General features: G+C 58.5%; 14 protein-coding genes and 1 pseudogene. 8 read left to right on the forward strand and 7 right to left on the reverse strand.

Annotated features, from left to right (window positions below):
* The first annotated feature begins 6 nt into the window (after positions 1-6).
* Together ACZL02_RS18495 and ACZL02_RS18500 are read left to right on the forward strand one after the other, a co-directional pair.
* Complete coding sequence (locus ACZL02_RS18495) at positions 7-399, forward strand: MerR family transcriptional regulator (protein WP_472940356.1); 393 nt, start codon at positions 7-9, stop codon at positions 397-399.
* A 1,033-nt stretch (positions 400-1,432) separates the two neighbouring features.
* Positions 1,433-1,660, forward strand: a complete 228-nt coding sequence (locus ACZL02_RS18500) for a helix-turn-helix domain-containing protein (RefSeq protein ID WP_472940357.1) — start codon at positions 1,433-1,435, stop codon at positions 1,658-1,660.
* A gap of 248 nt (positions 1,661-1,908) precedes the next feature.
* Here the strand turns inward: ACZL02_RS18500 and ACZL02_RS18505 are convergent, their stop codons facing one another.
* Both ACZL02_RS18505 and ACZL02_RS18510 read right to left on the reverse strand, forming a co-directional pair.
* Positions 1,909-4,326 carry a beta strand repeat-containing protein gene (locus ACZL02_RS18505; protein WP_472940358.1) on the reverse strand — a complete coding sequence of 806 codons (2,418 nt, stop codon included), beginning with the start codon at positions 4,324-4,326 and terminating at the stop codon, positions 1,909-1,911.
* A 1,596-nt stretch (positions 4,327-5,922) separates the two neighbouring features.
* Positions 5,923-6,147, reverse strand: coding sequence for a helix-turn-helix domain-containing protein (locus tag ACZL02_RS18510; protein ID WP_472940359.1), 225 nt, complete (start codon positions 6,145-6,147; stop codon positions 5,923-5,925).
* A gap of 491 nt (positions 6,148-6,638) precedes the next feature.
* Between ACZL02_RS18510 and ACZL02_RS18515 the strand changes: the two genes are divergently transcribed.
* The 6 genes and pseudogenes from ACZL02_RS18515 to ACZL02_RS18540 all read left to right on the forward strand — a co-directional run.
* Positions 6,639-7,715 carry a glycosyltransferase family 2 protein gene (locus tag ACZL02_RS18515; protein WP_472940360.1) on the forward strand — a complete coding sequence of 359 codons (1,077 nt, stop codon included), beginning with the start codon at positions 6,639-6,641 and terminating at the stop codon, positions 7,713-7,715.
* Positions 7,705-7,980 (forward strand): hypothetical protein, encoded by a 276-nt coding sequence (locus ACZL02_RS18520; protein WP_472940361.1) that lies wholly within the window; start codon positions 7,705-7,707, stop codon positions 7,978-7,980. The genes ACZL02_RS18515 and ACZL02_RS18520 overlap by 11 nt, the downstream gene beginning before the upstream one ends.
* The gene (locus ACZL02_RS18525) at positions 7,970-8,683 is read left to right on the forward strand and encodes a PIG-L deacetylase family protein (RefSeq protein ID WP_472940362.1); all 714 of its coding nucleotides are present in this window, start codon (positions 7,970-7,972) and stop codon (positions 8,681-8,683) included. The genes ACZL02_RS18520 and ACZL02_RS18525 overlap by 11 nt, the downstream gene beginning before the upstream one ends.
* A complete protein-coding gene (locus ACZL02_RS18530) occupies positions 8,680-9,285 on the forward strand; it encodes an SAM-dependent methyltransferase (RefSeq protein WP_472940363.1) in 606 nt (201 codons plus the stop codon). The genes ACZL02_RS18525 and ACZL02_RS18530 overlap by 4 nt, the downstream gene beginning before the upstream one ends.
* 535 nt (positions 9,286-9,820) lie before the next feature.
* Complete coding sequence (locus ACZL02_RS18535; RefSeq protein ID WP_472940364.1) at positions 9,821-10,039, forward strand: hypothetical protein; 219 nt, start codon at positions 9,821-9,823, stop codon at positions 10,037-10,039.
* Between the two features lie 424 nt (positions 10,040-10,463).
* Positions 10,464-10,595 (forward strand): annotated as a pseudogene (locus ACZL02_RS18540) (hypothetical protein); the annotation flags it as partial.
* Positions 10,596-10,759: 164 nt separating this feature from the next.
* On the opposite strand, the gene ACZL02_RS18545 reads toward ACZL02_RS18540, so the two are convergent.
* The 5 genes from ACZL02_RS18545 to ACZL02_RS18565 form a co-directional block, all read right to left on the reverse strand.
* A complete protein-coding gene (locus ACZL02_RS18545) occupies positions 10,760-11,194 on the reverse strand; it encodes a hypothetical protein (protein ID WP_472940365.1) in 435 nt (144 codons plus the stop codon).
* A gap of 325 nt (positions 11,195-11,519) precedes the next feature.
* The gene (locus ACZL02_RS18550) at positions 11,520-11,663 is read right to left on the reverse strand and encodes a DUF1127 domain-containing protein (RefSeq protein WP_472940366.1); all 144 of its coding nucleotides are present in this window, start codon (positions 11,661-11,663) and stop codon (positions 11,520-11,522) included.
* 883 nt (positions 11,664-12,546) lie between these two features.
* Positions 12,547-13,197: a YidB family protein gene (locus ACZL02_RS18555; RefSeq protein WP_472940367.1), complete on the reverse strand. Its 651-nt coding sequence runs from the start codon at positions 13,195-13,197 to the stop codon at positions 12,547-12,549.
* Positions 13,198-13,260: 63 nt separating this feature from the next.
* Complete coding sequence (locus ACZL02_RS18560) at positions 13,261-14,193, reverse strand: DUF2382 domain-containing protein (protein ID WP_472940368.1); 933 nt, start codon at positions 14,191-14,193, stop codon at positions 13,261-13,263.
* Positions 14,190-14,434, reverse strand: a 245-nt coding sequence (locus ACZL02_RS18565; RefSeq protein ID WP_472940370.1) for a DUF2382 domain-containing protein, incomplete at its 5' end; no start/stop codon positions are given. The genes ACZL02_RS18565 and ACZL02_RS18560, both read right to left, overlap by 4 nt.

Raw genomic sequence — 14,434 nt, forward strand, 5'->3', positions numbered from 1 at the left:
CGCCAGTTGGCCTCGATCGCAGATACCTATCCGCATACAATCAGTGACGTCGCTGCGTTGGTTGGCCTCACGCAACGCACGCTGCGCTTTTATGAAGAGCTTCATTTAATCTCGCCCGAGCGCACCTCAAGCACGCGCCGCCGATACAGCGATGCTGATGTTGCCCACCTGCAGAAAATCACTCGTCTTGCCCGCTTCGGCTTCTCGCTTATCGAGGTAAAGCAGCTGCTTACCTTCAATACAGAGGATCAAATGATCGGGGAGTTACACCGACGGCACGACGAGATCTCCACTGAGATTGACCAACTGCAGCAAGTCCTCAGCGAAATTTCGAACGAAATCGCCGTCGCCCGTCAAAAGTCGCAGGAAAAAGCCACGAGAACGCGCCCTGATTCATAGGGAACCTAGATGGCGTCATGATCGACGGGGATGACGCTTCGAACGATCAAAGGTGACCGACGAGCACTGCATACGTGAGCCGAACAATTCTCCGCATGATTGCCACCACATGCCTGGCGAGCATAAGGATCGGGCAAGTTCCAGAGCTGTAGTATCAGTCACAAGCGGTGAATCATCATCCAGTGTACACGCTGAAGCAGGTGCACATGGCCGGCGACACTCGGTCAAATTGGTGTCGCCGGTTGCTCTCCGTGCATGTCGAGACTTACGAATTTAGCTTTCGTCCAGCTTCCAGATAAGCCTGTCTGATGATTAGCCGGGCGCGGATTGCCATAAGCTCGTCAAGCGGGGTTTTGATCGGGATGTGCCTTCTGGCGGATCCTACGACTTGAGGTCGGATAAGAAACGCAAAATCTGCTACAGCTACCAAGGCCTCGTCTGCCTCGTCTATCAGCTTGTCGTTCTCGTCTAAGACGTCCTCGATATCCACGACGGCTCCCTATTTCTCGTGCCAGCCGATGGGGTCCGCGGCTACCCAAAAACCCTAAAACGCCGCCGTCACCCTCGGAAAGGCGACAGCCGCTAAGATCAAAATAGGGGCATATTGGATTTTGCGGCCGCCTCGTAGGCAGTTGCGAGAACCGAGAGTACGGCAAGCACAATTCTGACCGAGCGCTTCTGCAGATACATTGGTGATCCCTCCCAGGTCTCACCAATGGTAAACAGTTCATTGAAATTTCGGCAAGTGATCCTTTGAGGAAGGTCGCTCCTAATTTTAACGACAGCTAGGGGTCGCCATATGGTCGCTTCAGACCCGTACGCGAAGCCGTGTACGGGTCTGCAACGGCGCCGGAAGTTGGGAGCGACCGACGCACTAGTCGACCGGCGCGTCCTCGGGAGAAGCGCGCGCGTCTGCAGCGAACGTCTAGGTTGGGAGCCTGACGCGGCAGCAGCCAAGCATGCCGCTGTGTCACACGTCAGATATCCAGACGGGGTAGGGAGCGGGAAATTTCACGGTAATCGGAATGTCCAAATGACCCCTCACCAGTTTCCTGAAGCGGTCGTCGCCATGATGATCGACGGCTTCACTACCGCGAAAGCATTCCGCCACCACGCAGGCTTGCCGATCCAGTACGTCTCCGCCCGCAGCGGCATCCCGGTCAGCCGCCTGATCGGTATCGAAAGCGGAACCTCGGCTACTGTTTCGGAGATCGCTGCAATCGGAAAGGCGCTCCATCTGCCACATGGAATCCGGAGCTAATGCCTCGGCGTCTGTTGGAGAGGATAAGACGGCGAATGCGAAACCAGCCAAAGCGGGATCTGTGCGGCTTCGACCGTCGGAAGATAGTCGCAATGATTGACGCCGGAATTATGCGTCGGACACTAATTAGGCAGCAAGGCTTCACGCGGGCGGAAATTGACCAAGCCATCAGGGCGCATGTGGGAAAGGCCGCCGCAGAGAGAATTGAGCCCCGCCGTTAGAAAAACGACGAGGCTCCCGCGCAAGTTTTATGCGACGCCGAATGTCATCGGGGCAGTTCCGAGAATGGTGATTGATCCACCATCAGAAAAACTCAACGTAGCCGAGCCATCCGAACGCATTGTGTATCCGGAGATGGCAGAGTCATTAAAGACTATGCTGTCTCCTTCAGCCGAGTTGAAATCAGTGATTGTATCTTGAGCTCCGGCATCATGCACAAATGCATCGGCACCGCTAACACCAGTGTAAGAATTTGCCCCGGGACCACCAATGATCAGATCGTTTCCGGAGCCTGCAGTGATCTGATCATTCCCAACACCACCGTAGATGGTGTTGTTGCCAGTGCCTGTGACTAGAATGGTGTCGTCACCACCGTTGCCGTAGATGCTATTATTGCCATTTCCGTTGACCGTGATTTGGTCAGCGCCATCAGCAGCATCTGTGATTTGCGAACCACCAAGCACGGTGTTGTTACCATTGCCGTTAACAACGATTATGTCACCGGATCCCGTCCCGCCGACCACCATATTATTGGCGGCGTTTTGAACGTTAATTTGATCGCCACCTACGCCACCATAGATGTTGCCGGCTCCAGAAGCGGAGTAGTTAATGACATCATCTCCTCCGTTCCCGTATACATCAGCGGATCCAGCACCAGAAACCGATATATTATCGCCGACATCGTTGGGGTCCGTAACCATAGACCCGCCGAAGACTACAGCGTGCTCGCCGAGGCCCGGCGTAGCTGTCAACGTATCGGATCCATCCCCGCCCGATATGGTATCGTTACCCGCTGCGCCGTTGATTGTATCGTTACCGGCGCCGCCGAAGAAGCTTTCGGATGCAGTTGTTCCGGTCAATCGGTCTGGACCTGCGCTTGGAATTTCCGAAGCATTGCTGGTGAGAACGGTTGTGGTATCGAACGTTCCGTTTTGGAAGGTGAAGTTTTCGACGGTCTGGATAATATCGATACCGTCAGGCGAGCCCTCGCGGAGATCGGTAACCTGAATGTTGGAAGCATCGATCGCAACCACCTTATAGTCGAGGCGATTGCCGGAGAAGAACGCGCTATCCGTTCCAGCTCCACCGAATATCGTGTCATTTCCACCGTTAGCAGTCAGAGAGTCATCACCTGCTCCACCGACGAGAAAGTCATTTGCGCTTCCTGCGATGATGCTGTCATTGCCGCCGCCGCCATTGTAGTAGAACGCCTGCCCTTCACGGAAGGGAGGAAAGAACGAAAGCGTGTCACCGTCCGATGTTCCGAGGACAACTCCCTTGAATTGGTCGCCCCTAGCGACTCCGGAGGCGAGGTCTCTTACGTCGAAGCTATATCCTTGCGTACCCTCCAAGAAGGTAATGCCCTCGTCGTCGTACCGGCTTGCAACACCGACGACATTGCCATCCGCATCTTCGCTCTGAACTCTGACGGCAAGGCCTGCATCTTCGTTCGAGCCATTACCGCCATCGAGCGCGTTCCCGTTGCCGACATCGGCGCTGGTGAATGTAACGCGGATTTGGCTGGGAGATTGACCAACGAAAGTCACCTGGTCGCTTCCGGCACCCAAATTGACGCTGTCGATTCCATCGTTGGCAGGATCAACGGTGATGCTGTCATTGCCAGCACCACTCAATATGACATCGTTTCCAGCACCACCACTTAGCTGGTTGTTTCCATTACCAGCGTTGATGGTATCATTTCCAGCGCCGCCAAGAATCTGGTCGTCGCCTGCTCCCGTCGTCAAGAGATCGTCGCCGTCCTGGCCGTTCAGGCTCGCAACTACATCACCCGTGTCAACGGTGTCGTTCAGATTGGTAAGCGTAAGATTGATCGCTTCGAAGCCGGTGATGGACGTTCCATCGTTAGCGATGCCAGACCCATTTGCGTCGAGGACCAGGTTTACCGCGGGCGGGTTCGCGTCGTTACCGTTAAAGCCAAAATTGATTTGAAGGAAATCGTTGCCAGCGCCTCCATCTAGAATATCGAGCCGACCACCATTAACGTTGTCATCGCCGTCGCCGGCATTAACGACGTCCGAAACAGGCGCGATACTGGCACCGAAAATGCTTTCCGGCCGGTCGACAGAGTCAATTTGATCGTTGCCTGCGCCACTTGAGATAGTATCCGCGCCAAACCCACCAACGAGCGCATCGTTGCCGGACCCAGTGCGAATGTCGAGATGTTCGATATTTGAGTACGCGACACTCGTTGAGCCATCCGGCGAGGTAATTGTTGGCAAAGCTCCAAAGCCACCGCCAACGCTACGGATCGCCTCGGTGGACCCGATGTAATTGACGATCAACGTGTCTTCGCCGAGACCACCGTCTACGGTGTCCGATCCGCCGGACACGGTGATGCTGTCGTCACCGTCCTGAGCATCTATGTTCTCGCTCATCGTCGACTCGTCGATGATCAAATCGTCGCCGTTTGTGCTCGGTGTCGCCATTGTTTCATCTCCCAAATCTTTACCCCGCAAGTCAGCCTGCGGACCTACCGACTGATGCATTCAGCCGATGGTTAGGAAAATCAATAGCCTCTAAGTAGCTGTTTTACATCCAGAATTGACTCTGGAGAGAACACGTTGAATTTAGATTTAATTGTTCACTGCGCTGCATCTAAACGCATTGTCGACTCGTATGTGTAGCCCCGCGGGTGAAAGTGAGGGCCAATCTGCTAGAGCGGTGACTTATACGCAATTACAGGCGCAAGGCGACGGCCGTCCTTGCCCGCCCCCGACGTCGGCTGCTTCACTTTCAGCGAGATCGTCGCGCCGCCGTTTCGGCTAAGTTGGTCATGGAAATCATCCTTCAAACGTCGAGGATGGCGCGGGCCGGAGCGAGGGGTTATGCTCGCCGCAATACGTTTTTTATTGCTAAAGGCAATTCAATGTCATTTGTCTGGCTGCAGCGACTATTCGACGCCTACCTGTCACGCACTCGCCCCTTCGATGATACGCTCTGGCACGGGTGGAACACGCTCTTCCCGGTGCGATCCACGAACGCAAGGGGTGAAGGCCAGCTCTGGCGACGCCGCACTGCTGATGGCTGGGAATACCAGAGAGAGCCCGAAAGCTACGCGGAATTTTACGACCGCGCTTGGTAGTCTCTAAAGCGCCATGATCGTCTGCGGCGGCTCGCGCCCTGGCGTAAGGTGGCAGGTTTGCTTGCAGCCGCCCTTCAGTAGACGTTTGACTGGACGCCAAGCCTGATCGAGATTCGTTTGCAAGCTTCGCATTTCAGTGGGGTGAGCCGGAGAGGCGCCCATTTCGCCGTTGGCGCCTCTCCAATCTTCATATCGGTGCTACGAAATCGCTATCGCGAACAACGCCCAGAATATCGCACCGAACAGTCCGCCGGCTACGATCCCACGTGAAGGCCCGAGTTGGCGCTTCCGTGTCAGCGTTTCCTCAATCAGTCGAAACTGTTTACGGTTAAGTGAACGTGTCTGGACCGTCGTTCATCCTCCTGCGACTTAACGATCTGCCAGCAGCATTGATTTCGAATAAGGGCGATACAGCGCGGCACGAAGCCGAAAGGAGGATCCGAACGGGACACACAAAGGCTCTATATGCTCACTCGACATTAAAGACTGGCTATGATAGTTCTTAACAAGCAGTTAAGGATTACAGCATGACACGTCTCACCACTGCCCTTACGCCGTACATTGGAGTAGGCGTTTTCCTTATGGCGCTGCTGATGTTCAAGGGGCGTTTGCTGGTCGGCTTGTAGAGACGAGGCACGATCATCATCCCTAGAGAGACGCTACCTTTCTACGTCGGCGTTCAACACGTCCTCGGATGCGCGCGAATTGGCATAGTGAACGCTCGCGATGCCTGCGACGAAAGCCCCGGAATGGAACGCAGGGTCGCAGCTAGTGCCTCGGCTCCCCGAACGGCCGATACAGTATTCGCGGTTTTCAGCGTCGGCATGCCGGTCACTGCCAGCGCCGTCGTAATGTCTGTGCCTGTCTCGAGAACCTTCAGCCTAGCCGCGTCCATTGCCGCAGTGTCGACCGTGTGATCCCAGCCAGGCGAGGTCGCGGTCTAGCGGAGCCGCACTCCCGTTCCCCCGCCGATCTCGGTGACGAACTGAATGCCGGCGGCTTCAAAGGCTCTCCGAAGAGCTTCCACGTTCGCCTCATTGGGCGCGAGCTTGCCGTCCTCGTAGTTCCTGATCGCCGACACATCGGCACCCGAAGCGTCCGCGAGCTCCAGCTGCGACCATTGAAGGAGCGAACGGGCGGCCAGGCATTCAGCTGGTGTCATCATGTCAGGACGCTAGTCTGTAAGCTTGAGAGCAGCAATGGGATCGTGTGTTAAGGCAGACGCTGTAGCCGTCGCGCGAGATCCTCGAAGGCAAGGCAATAACCTGGAAGCGGACTCATATCGCGTTGATACAGATAACGATGGCTGCGAGCTTGATAGCGGATCAGAGTTATCGGCGCGTCGATCGTAACGCGTTGCAAATCCTAGAGACTGCTTCACGCGCTTGCGAAAGCGCTTCATCAGGTTCCGTTGCCGGCAGACCCAGCGAGAAAAGTGAAAGGTGGCTTTGCATGAAGAGCGCGGTGGAAATGTTGGGCTAGGCGCCTTCGGTCGGTGAGAAAGGCGCAGAACTGCCGGCGGTCATCACTGCTCTACCGGTTTGTCCGATATCGCACTCGCGTCGGCTGAGCGGCTGCGCAGTGTGAACCATGTCGCCATAGGGAAGTTTCCAACTCATCTTCGACGTGAGGTGTTTTCGTGATGCGATTAACCCCATGAACAATTTACTCTTTCCCGTCGTCGCCGTCCCTGCTCGGAATGAAGAGAAGCGCTTGCCACGCCTGCTCGCTGCGCTGGCAGAGCAGGGCTGGACGCGGCAGAACGGATTGGCGGTCGTGATCGTCCTCAACAATTGCACCGACGGTTCAGCAGACGCCGTCGATGCCGCCGCTGCAGGTCATCCCCGACTGTCGATCAACGTTCTCAACGTCAGCTTTCCGCCGCCCGAGGCGCATGTCGGATCGGCGCGCCGACTGGCTCTGGATACGGCCTTTTCGCTGTGTCCCCATCCAGAGCATGGCGTATTGCTGACCACCGATGCCGATGCCATTCCTGATCCCGATTGGGTCGAGAACAACCTCCGCCACATCGGCGATGGCATCGATCTGGTCGGTGGGCTGATCGTCGGCGATCCCTTAGAGGAAGCGCAGCTCGGACCTGGCTTCCGCCGCCGAGCTCAGGCGCACGCTACCTTTTCAAGTCTCGCCGACCAGTTGGCGAGTCTGCTCGACCCAGTGCCACATGACCCGTGGCCACGGCATCACGACCATACGGGGGCAAGCCTCGCCTTGCGTGCTGACGTCTATGCCGCAGTTGGTGGCCTCCCAATCCTGCCGCGTCGCGAGGATCTCGCTTTGGTCGCGAAGGTGCGCGCCGCCGGCTATCGACTGCGTCACCCGCTCGACGTAAAGGTCAGTGTGTCGGCCCGCCTGGTAGGCCGCGCCGTGGGCGGCATGGCCGATTGCTTGAAAGATTGGATGCGCGAAGAGGCGGCCGGCAATCCAGTGCTTGTCGAAGACCCATCGCGGATTGCCGAGCGCCTGATGCGGCGGCGAATGCTGCAGAAACTCGATGCTGCCTCCTCGTCCGATTGGGATGCGACGGCTAGCGCTCTGGGGCTGTCGCTTCAGACCCTGCGTGAACCGGGCGGAAAGTACTTTCCGGCCTCGCGTCTCCTCGAGGGGCTGTCGGTCGACGATCTTGATCCGCCGGCTACCGTGCCGGTGGAAGCGGCGATCGCTATGATCGAGGCGATGATCGAACAGGCGAAAGGGGACGTGCGTGCGGCATGAGCGTATCGAGCACGAAAGGCTGAAGCTGTCGCAGGCGCTCGCTGAATGCGCCGCCGAGCAAAATCGAACGGGTGCCTCTTCCGCCTTGGCCTTCGACGTGCTGCAGGGCTTGAGCCATATTGGCTCGCCGCCGATTCAAGATGACCGGACCGGTGATCTGCTGCGGTTCCTTGCACGTCAGCCGAAGCCCGACGGGGAGATGGGTCTGCTTGGCAGCGCCATCGCCGGGGGCCATTGGATGCCGGGGCAAGCGCATGGTTGCTGAGGCTCTCGACCCCGAGACGCTCACCGCTCAGCGTATCCTAGTCATCGCCCCGCATCCCGACGATGAGGCGCTTGGCTGCGGTGGGCTGATTAGCCTCCTGGCTCGGCTCGGACGACACTTCCATTTCATATTCGTCACCGATGGAGGTGCATCGCACGCGAATTCGATCAAATGGCCTCGGCACCGCCTCGCGGCGCAGCGGGAGGCGGAGGCAGAAGAGGCCTTGCGCTTGCTTGGCGTCGGGGAACAGGCGCGAACCTTCCTGCGTCTGCCAGACGCCGACATGCCGTTGCCTGGCGAGGACCAGCACGATGTCGCGCTCTCGCGACTGGTGAACGTTGTGGAAGTCTTCCAGCCCGATCTTGTCCTGCTCCCTTGGCGCCGCGATCCGCACCGCGACCACCGCGACTCCTGGTCACTAACGCACCGAGCGCTGGCAGCCGCCGATCAGCGTCCAACGACGCTGGAATACGCCATCTGGCTCGATGAGCTCGGCGCGCCGGGCGATCACCCAACGCCAATCGAGGCCGAACGCGTGAGCTTTGCGATCGACGGTGCCGTTGAGGCAAAGCGCGCCGCGACTCTTGCCCACCGCTCGCAGGCGACCGACATGATCGACGACGACCCCACCGCCTTCCGCCTGACGTTGCACACCATTGATCGGCTCACCGGGCCCGAAGAAACTTATTGGCGACCGCTGTGAAGGCGATCGACCCCGACGGTTTCGAGGCGATGTTCCGCGTCGACGTCGATCCATGGAACTACGCCGCATCTTCCTTCGAGGCCTACAAGCGCGGTGTTCTGCTACGTGCTTGCGGAGAGCGCTTCTATGCGCGCGGCCTCGAACTGGCCTGCGCCAATGGCGAGACGACGAAGGCGCTGGCGCCGCGTTGCCGCCGGTTGCTCGCCATCGACGCAGCGCCGACGGCTGTTGCCGAAGCGCGCTGCCGTACGCGCCACCTTTCCCAGGTCACGCTCCGACAGACGGTCCTGCCGCGGCAGACACCGCGCGGCCCGTTCGATCTCATCGTCGTTTCGGAAATACTCTACTACCTCCCGATGAACAATCTCGACCGCCTCACGCGGCAGTTGGCGGAAGCCACGGCACCAGGCGGCCGGATCGTACTGTTGCACCATCTGCGGAATTTTGACGACGCAGCCGTGAAACCCGCGTTCGCGCAGAGGAAGGCGGCGGCGTTCTTCGCGCTTTCGATGCGGCCGGTGTTTGCCGAGCATCACGGACGTTTCCAGGCCCTCGCCTTCCTTACCGTTATGCTGAAAAGCCTGCGAAGCACCACGGAATGAACCGGGTCTTAACTCGGTTGTAGATGCGGCAGTCATGGTGTGCAGCGCAACGGTTGCGGGTTGACGATTTGTCGCGGCTGCTATGTGATCAATGAATGATCAGCGCAAACGATAATCCTCATCCTCTTTGGCGCCGGGACAATCCTCCACCATTCGATATGGCTAGGGCTTTGGCGCACTACGTCGCCCTTGCAGAAGACGCGAGACGTTTTAACCTGGCGGGACCGCGCGATCGAACCTAGTACGTCCGAACTGTGTCAAACCATCGTGTACCCGAATGCGTATGAGCTTGAACCCTGCGCCGCAAGTTTCAGGCAGGACAGATCGGTGAAGCTTCATCACCGGCGCCTAAGGGTACTCCAGTGTCAGCGCTGAAGCAGGTGCGAACAGCCGGCGACTTCTCCTCAAGAGGTGTCGCCGGTTTGCGGTTAAGCGGCGGCGCATCAGATTTGCGCGACGGCAGGATTGGCCATCAAGCCTACTCGCTGCCAGCCTCATCGCAGCTCAGGCCTGCGAATTAGATTGAAAGATTGCCATGGCCTCTGATAAATCTCGTGAATACGAAGAGGCGTTACAAAAGATCCGCAATCAGCTGGTAACCGAGCGTCGGAGCTTGGCTATCAGCGTCACCGGCACCGCAAAAATCAATGAGTTGGTGAATGTTCAGACGATGATTGAGGCGGTTGACCGGGCAATAGCGGACGAAAAAAAGCTGGTGAACAAGACCCGACATTACCATGAGAGTATGGGCTAAGGGGCCTCGCTTCTGATGTCTGCTAAGAGCGCGCGCTCCATCCACGGCATGCGCGAGACGCAGCTGGCTGATTGCCGTATGCTAGCAATACGTTAACTTATTCGAATACTTACATTGGCTGATAAAGAGTCGGCGGCCGTTAAGGCTGCGAACAAGCATTTCCGTCCGTCCGCCGAAATAGAAGAATTGCGGGGCACTGGATCCGGTGCGGCATCGCAAAAGGAAGCCACGGCAGAGAAGACTGCGCGGCTTCGGGCTGCTAGGCTGGAGCGAGACGCATCCGAAGCTTTACCGAGAGGTCTTGAGGGTGATGACTAAAAGAGAAACCGATTTCCAAGTCCCTGCTCCTGTCACCGCGGCCATTGAAGATGGCGCAACTGCTGTCCGGGCATTCCGCGAGTGATCGGGGCAGTCGCAGCATGATGTTGCGGCCGACGCTGGAATTACCGAGGTGCGGCTCGCGGCAATTGAGCAAGGAGCAGAGCCTCGTGGCCTCGAGCTAGCTGTTCTTTCGGATATTTTGGACGTACCAGTGGACTTGCTAGTCGACAATTAAAGCGAGAGGAATCCGGTTGGACTCCGCTAAAGCGCGGCAATTTTCCGAATCCCCTGCACGTCGAAGCTGGCCAGATGAGAAAAAATCTGGCCAGTCGTCAAACTAAACAGACATTGCCGCATCTGCCGAAGCTTTCGCCGGTCATGCAATCCACGTTTGAATTATTAGTCGGCGGAACCGGCGCTGCGAAACGCCTTCCAATGCGCTTGGACGAGCGCCATCGCAAGGGCCGCAGCAAGCGACGACAGTACCAGTCCCGCATTGAATCCGGCCACCCCATGGCTGTGGATGATCGCGCTCGTTAGCGACAGTCCCCATACGCCGCAAAATCCGAGAAACCCAGTCCAGCTTAGCCCGCGCCGGTCGCCCTGCTGCCGGGCGGCGCTGAGAAAAGCTGCCATAACCGCAAAGCCGTTGGCGACCGCTCCGGCAAGAACAAACCATGCGGAATAGATCGTCCAGGCCGCGTCGGCAGTGCCAAGATAGGCGAGATCGGCGACAAAACTTGCGATGAGACAGGGGCCAGCCGTCGCGGCCAGCACCATTCGCAAGGGATAGCCGGTAACGTCGAGGCGCTGCGTGGCTGTCGATATGCTCATCGGATCGGGATCACATCTGTCTACGGATTGGAATTTCTAAGCCGCAAATGCGACCGCACGCAACCGAGTTCCGTAGAACGGTTCGCTACGGTTAAGGCCCTATTAATGCTGCTTGCTGGTCGACAGGTAGGGTTTGGCGGGCGGGTGGAAAGGTCTTTTCTCTAAATGATCAAGCTGGTTCGATAGCGCCAGTCCGCAAATGAAAACGCCCTCACCGGGGGAGGACCGGTGAGGGCGTCATGCTGTGACCGCTGCGGTGGGAGGAACCGCTTGGTCTATCCGCGTCGGGTCTGGGAGGAACGACCGCCGCGAAACTTTGAATTTGTTAGCGCGCCGACTGCCGTGCGAGCTCCGGAATGTCGAAGCGAGAGATTCCGAGGTCAGCGAGTTCGCGCTGCGAAAGACGGTTCAACTCGGCGGCCGTGTTGCGGACCTGGCGCCATGTGTTGAAGCGGCGTGAAATGCTCATGGGACTATCCTTTCGATGGCGGCGGCTTCTCGTCGATGGAAGCCGTTCGGTTATTTTATCCAACATCCAGAATATGGTCGCATCATCGGCCAAGCAGTAGCGCCAAGAAGGCATAGGAGCCCTCGCATTCTTCGCTATGTCGTCGGCGCTGGTGAGCCTTGCAGATAGAGAATACGCCTACGGAAGCACAGCGGCAGCCTCTTCTGTTGCGCCACATTTCCACGACCGTCCGCCCATGACATGATTTCCAAAAAAGGGGGGATGACATGAGCTTCAGGACAACGGCCGGAGACAGCTTCACCAAGCACAAGGATTCCCGCGGGGATTGGCTCGTGAAGATCAACCTAAGCGGCCAACTTCAGCCATCGATCTTCTGCCGAGACGAAGCGCGTGCGGACACGGTGATCCGGAAGCAAAAGGCCAAGCGCCAAGTCTAGTTTTCGGATGCCATCGTAGGCGGCGCTGCCCTATCAGGATAGCGCCGCCTGAAAGGGCACCTGCTACAGCGAGACGACGGAACGGATCAAATTTTCCTCAGGCTGGTGATCGACTGTCGTCGATCAAACCTGCCTGTAGCTTGCCGGGAGCCGCAGAAGCATCGACTTCCATGTCGACAAGCATGCGCCACGCCTTCGCTTCCATGGCAAGGGTTGTGTAGTGGAGAACTGCACGAGCACGCTCGTCTCTAGGCGTGCCATTGCAACGCCTTTTTTGGTCAGCGTTGTCGTTCATAATGATCCCTTCGGATGATCGGGCACACCGACCGCTCCAGAACCTCTATCAACAGAATGCGTCCTGACCATGTGCCCTCCACGAAGGAACTAGCTCCGAAAAGCGCCCTTATCAGAACCAAAATGCAGCCTCCGTCTCGGTTAAAGAATTACTAGCGACGCCCTTCTGAATAATCAGGCAAACGCCCATTCGGCGACAGTTTATCGATTACGTCAGGCAGGACAGCGGACAGCTGCGATAGGAGATCACCCTTCGGCAAACCCGTCTGCGCCACAAGTTGGTCAACTGTATCATCGCCCAGAGCGTGCTGTAGCTCCCGCGGTTCGATAGGTTCATTTTCGCCATGACCAATCCACGAGGCCGCCTTCCGTCCATGCCCGGCCTGCTCAAGGCGCTCGAGTAGACCGCCGGGTCCGGTATGTCCGCCGTCGAACTCACCGCGGTTCCCCAGCTCGCCTCCGGTAGGATGCTGGTAGCCTCCCGCACGTTCTTCGCGGTTCGGCTCCTGAATCTGACCAGAGCCACCGATCTCGCCCATGCCACCCGACTCCCCGGTCAGACCGCCAAGGATGTCGCCAAGGCCGCCCCCACCAAGACCCCCGCCACCGCCGCGACCGGACATTTGCTGCGACAGCAGAGCCATCAGCGCCATCATGATCGGCGACATGCCGCCCTGTGATCCGCCGCCGAGCATCCCGCCGAGCCCGCCCGTGAGCCCGCCCTGCGCGCCACCGCCCTGCATGCCGCCACCACTCTGCTGGCCGCCCAGCACGCTGCCGATCACGTCTTCAAGAATGACCATCGATACCTCCCAAATAGAAAATGGGCCGGAGGGGGAGATCCCTGCCGGCCCAACTGTCTGGCGTTAGAGTCCGCGGCGTACCCGCTCGGCGTCCGTGAGGGTCTCGCCGACGCGCTCGTCGGCGATGTCGACCTCGGTGTGGCGCACCGTGTCCGACACCGTCTCGGTGCGGTCACGAACCTCGCGCTTGAGATCGATCTCCTCGACGACACGAGCCTCCTTCGAGATGACCGCCTCCTGCGCGGTTTCCTCAAGCTCGATCGTGCGCTCGGCGAATGCGTCGACCGCACCGACCGGACGGTCGACGGCGCGACGGGAGATCTCGACGTTCTCGCTACGAAGGGTAACGTTCTCGGAGACATTCTCTTCGACGACGTACGAACGGACCTTGACCCGGCCATGGCTGACGTCGCGCTTGCCGACGCGCAGGTTCTCCTGCACGACCTCGATGGTCCCGTCCCGATCCTTCGAATAGTCGGCACCGAGAGTGTCGCGCTCGGAGTAGCCTGCGGCGCCTGAAGCGGCTGCATACGAGGTGCCCGACGGGGAGCCGATGTCCGTAGCCGCAACAGGGCTGTCACCGAGCGGATTGATCGAGCCGCCTGAGTAGGCCCGGCTCCCGGAGGCGGAGGTGCCCTCCCAGCCTTCCGACCGCCAGGTGGCGGCGCGCTCGTCGATGTCGGCTGCACCCTCGCCCTCAAGGACGTCAGCGATCTCTTCGAAGCGGCCATCTGGAGCGCTGACGGTCACCACCGTGCCACCGCGGCGCACGCCCTCGGCATACGTGTGGCGGTCGTCCTCGTCGTCGCCCATGAAGAAGTCGCCGATGGCCTCGAAGAAGCCCTTGTCCTCGATGGCCGTCGTGCCGCGGGAGGACAGTGTCGTCGAGTCTGCAATCCGGACTTCGGAGCCCGAAATGCCGATGTGCTCGAGCTTGTCGATCGCGGCCTGGGCCTCGGTGCGCGTATCAAAATAGGCGGTAATGGTCTGTGTCATTCTGCTTCTCCCAAGGATTTAGTGATTGTTGAATCGTCCGTCGCATCGGTCCGTTCCACGACCGCATGCTGTTTTCGCAAGTTGATCGAAGTCTCGATACGTTCGGTCGACTTGATGCGACGGATGTGGACTTCTTCGGTGACAACGAGACGCTTGGTGACGACGATGATTTCCTCGACGAGCGAGATGATCGTCACGTCGCCTTCCTGACGGACCGCGGGTGCTTCTGCGACTTCGCGGT

Source organism: Mesocryomonas fontinalis, assembly GCF_055730125.2.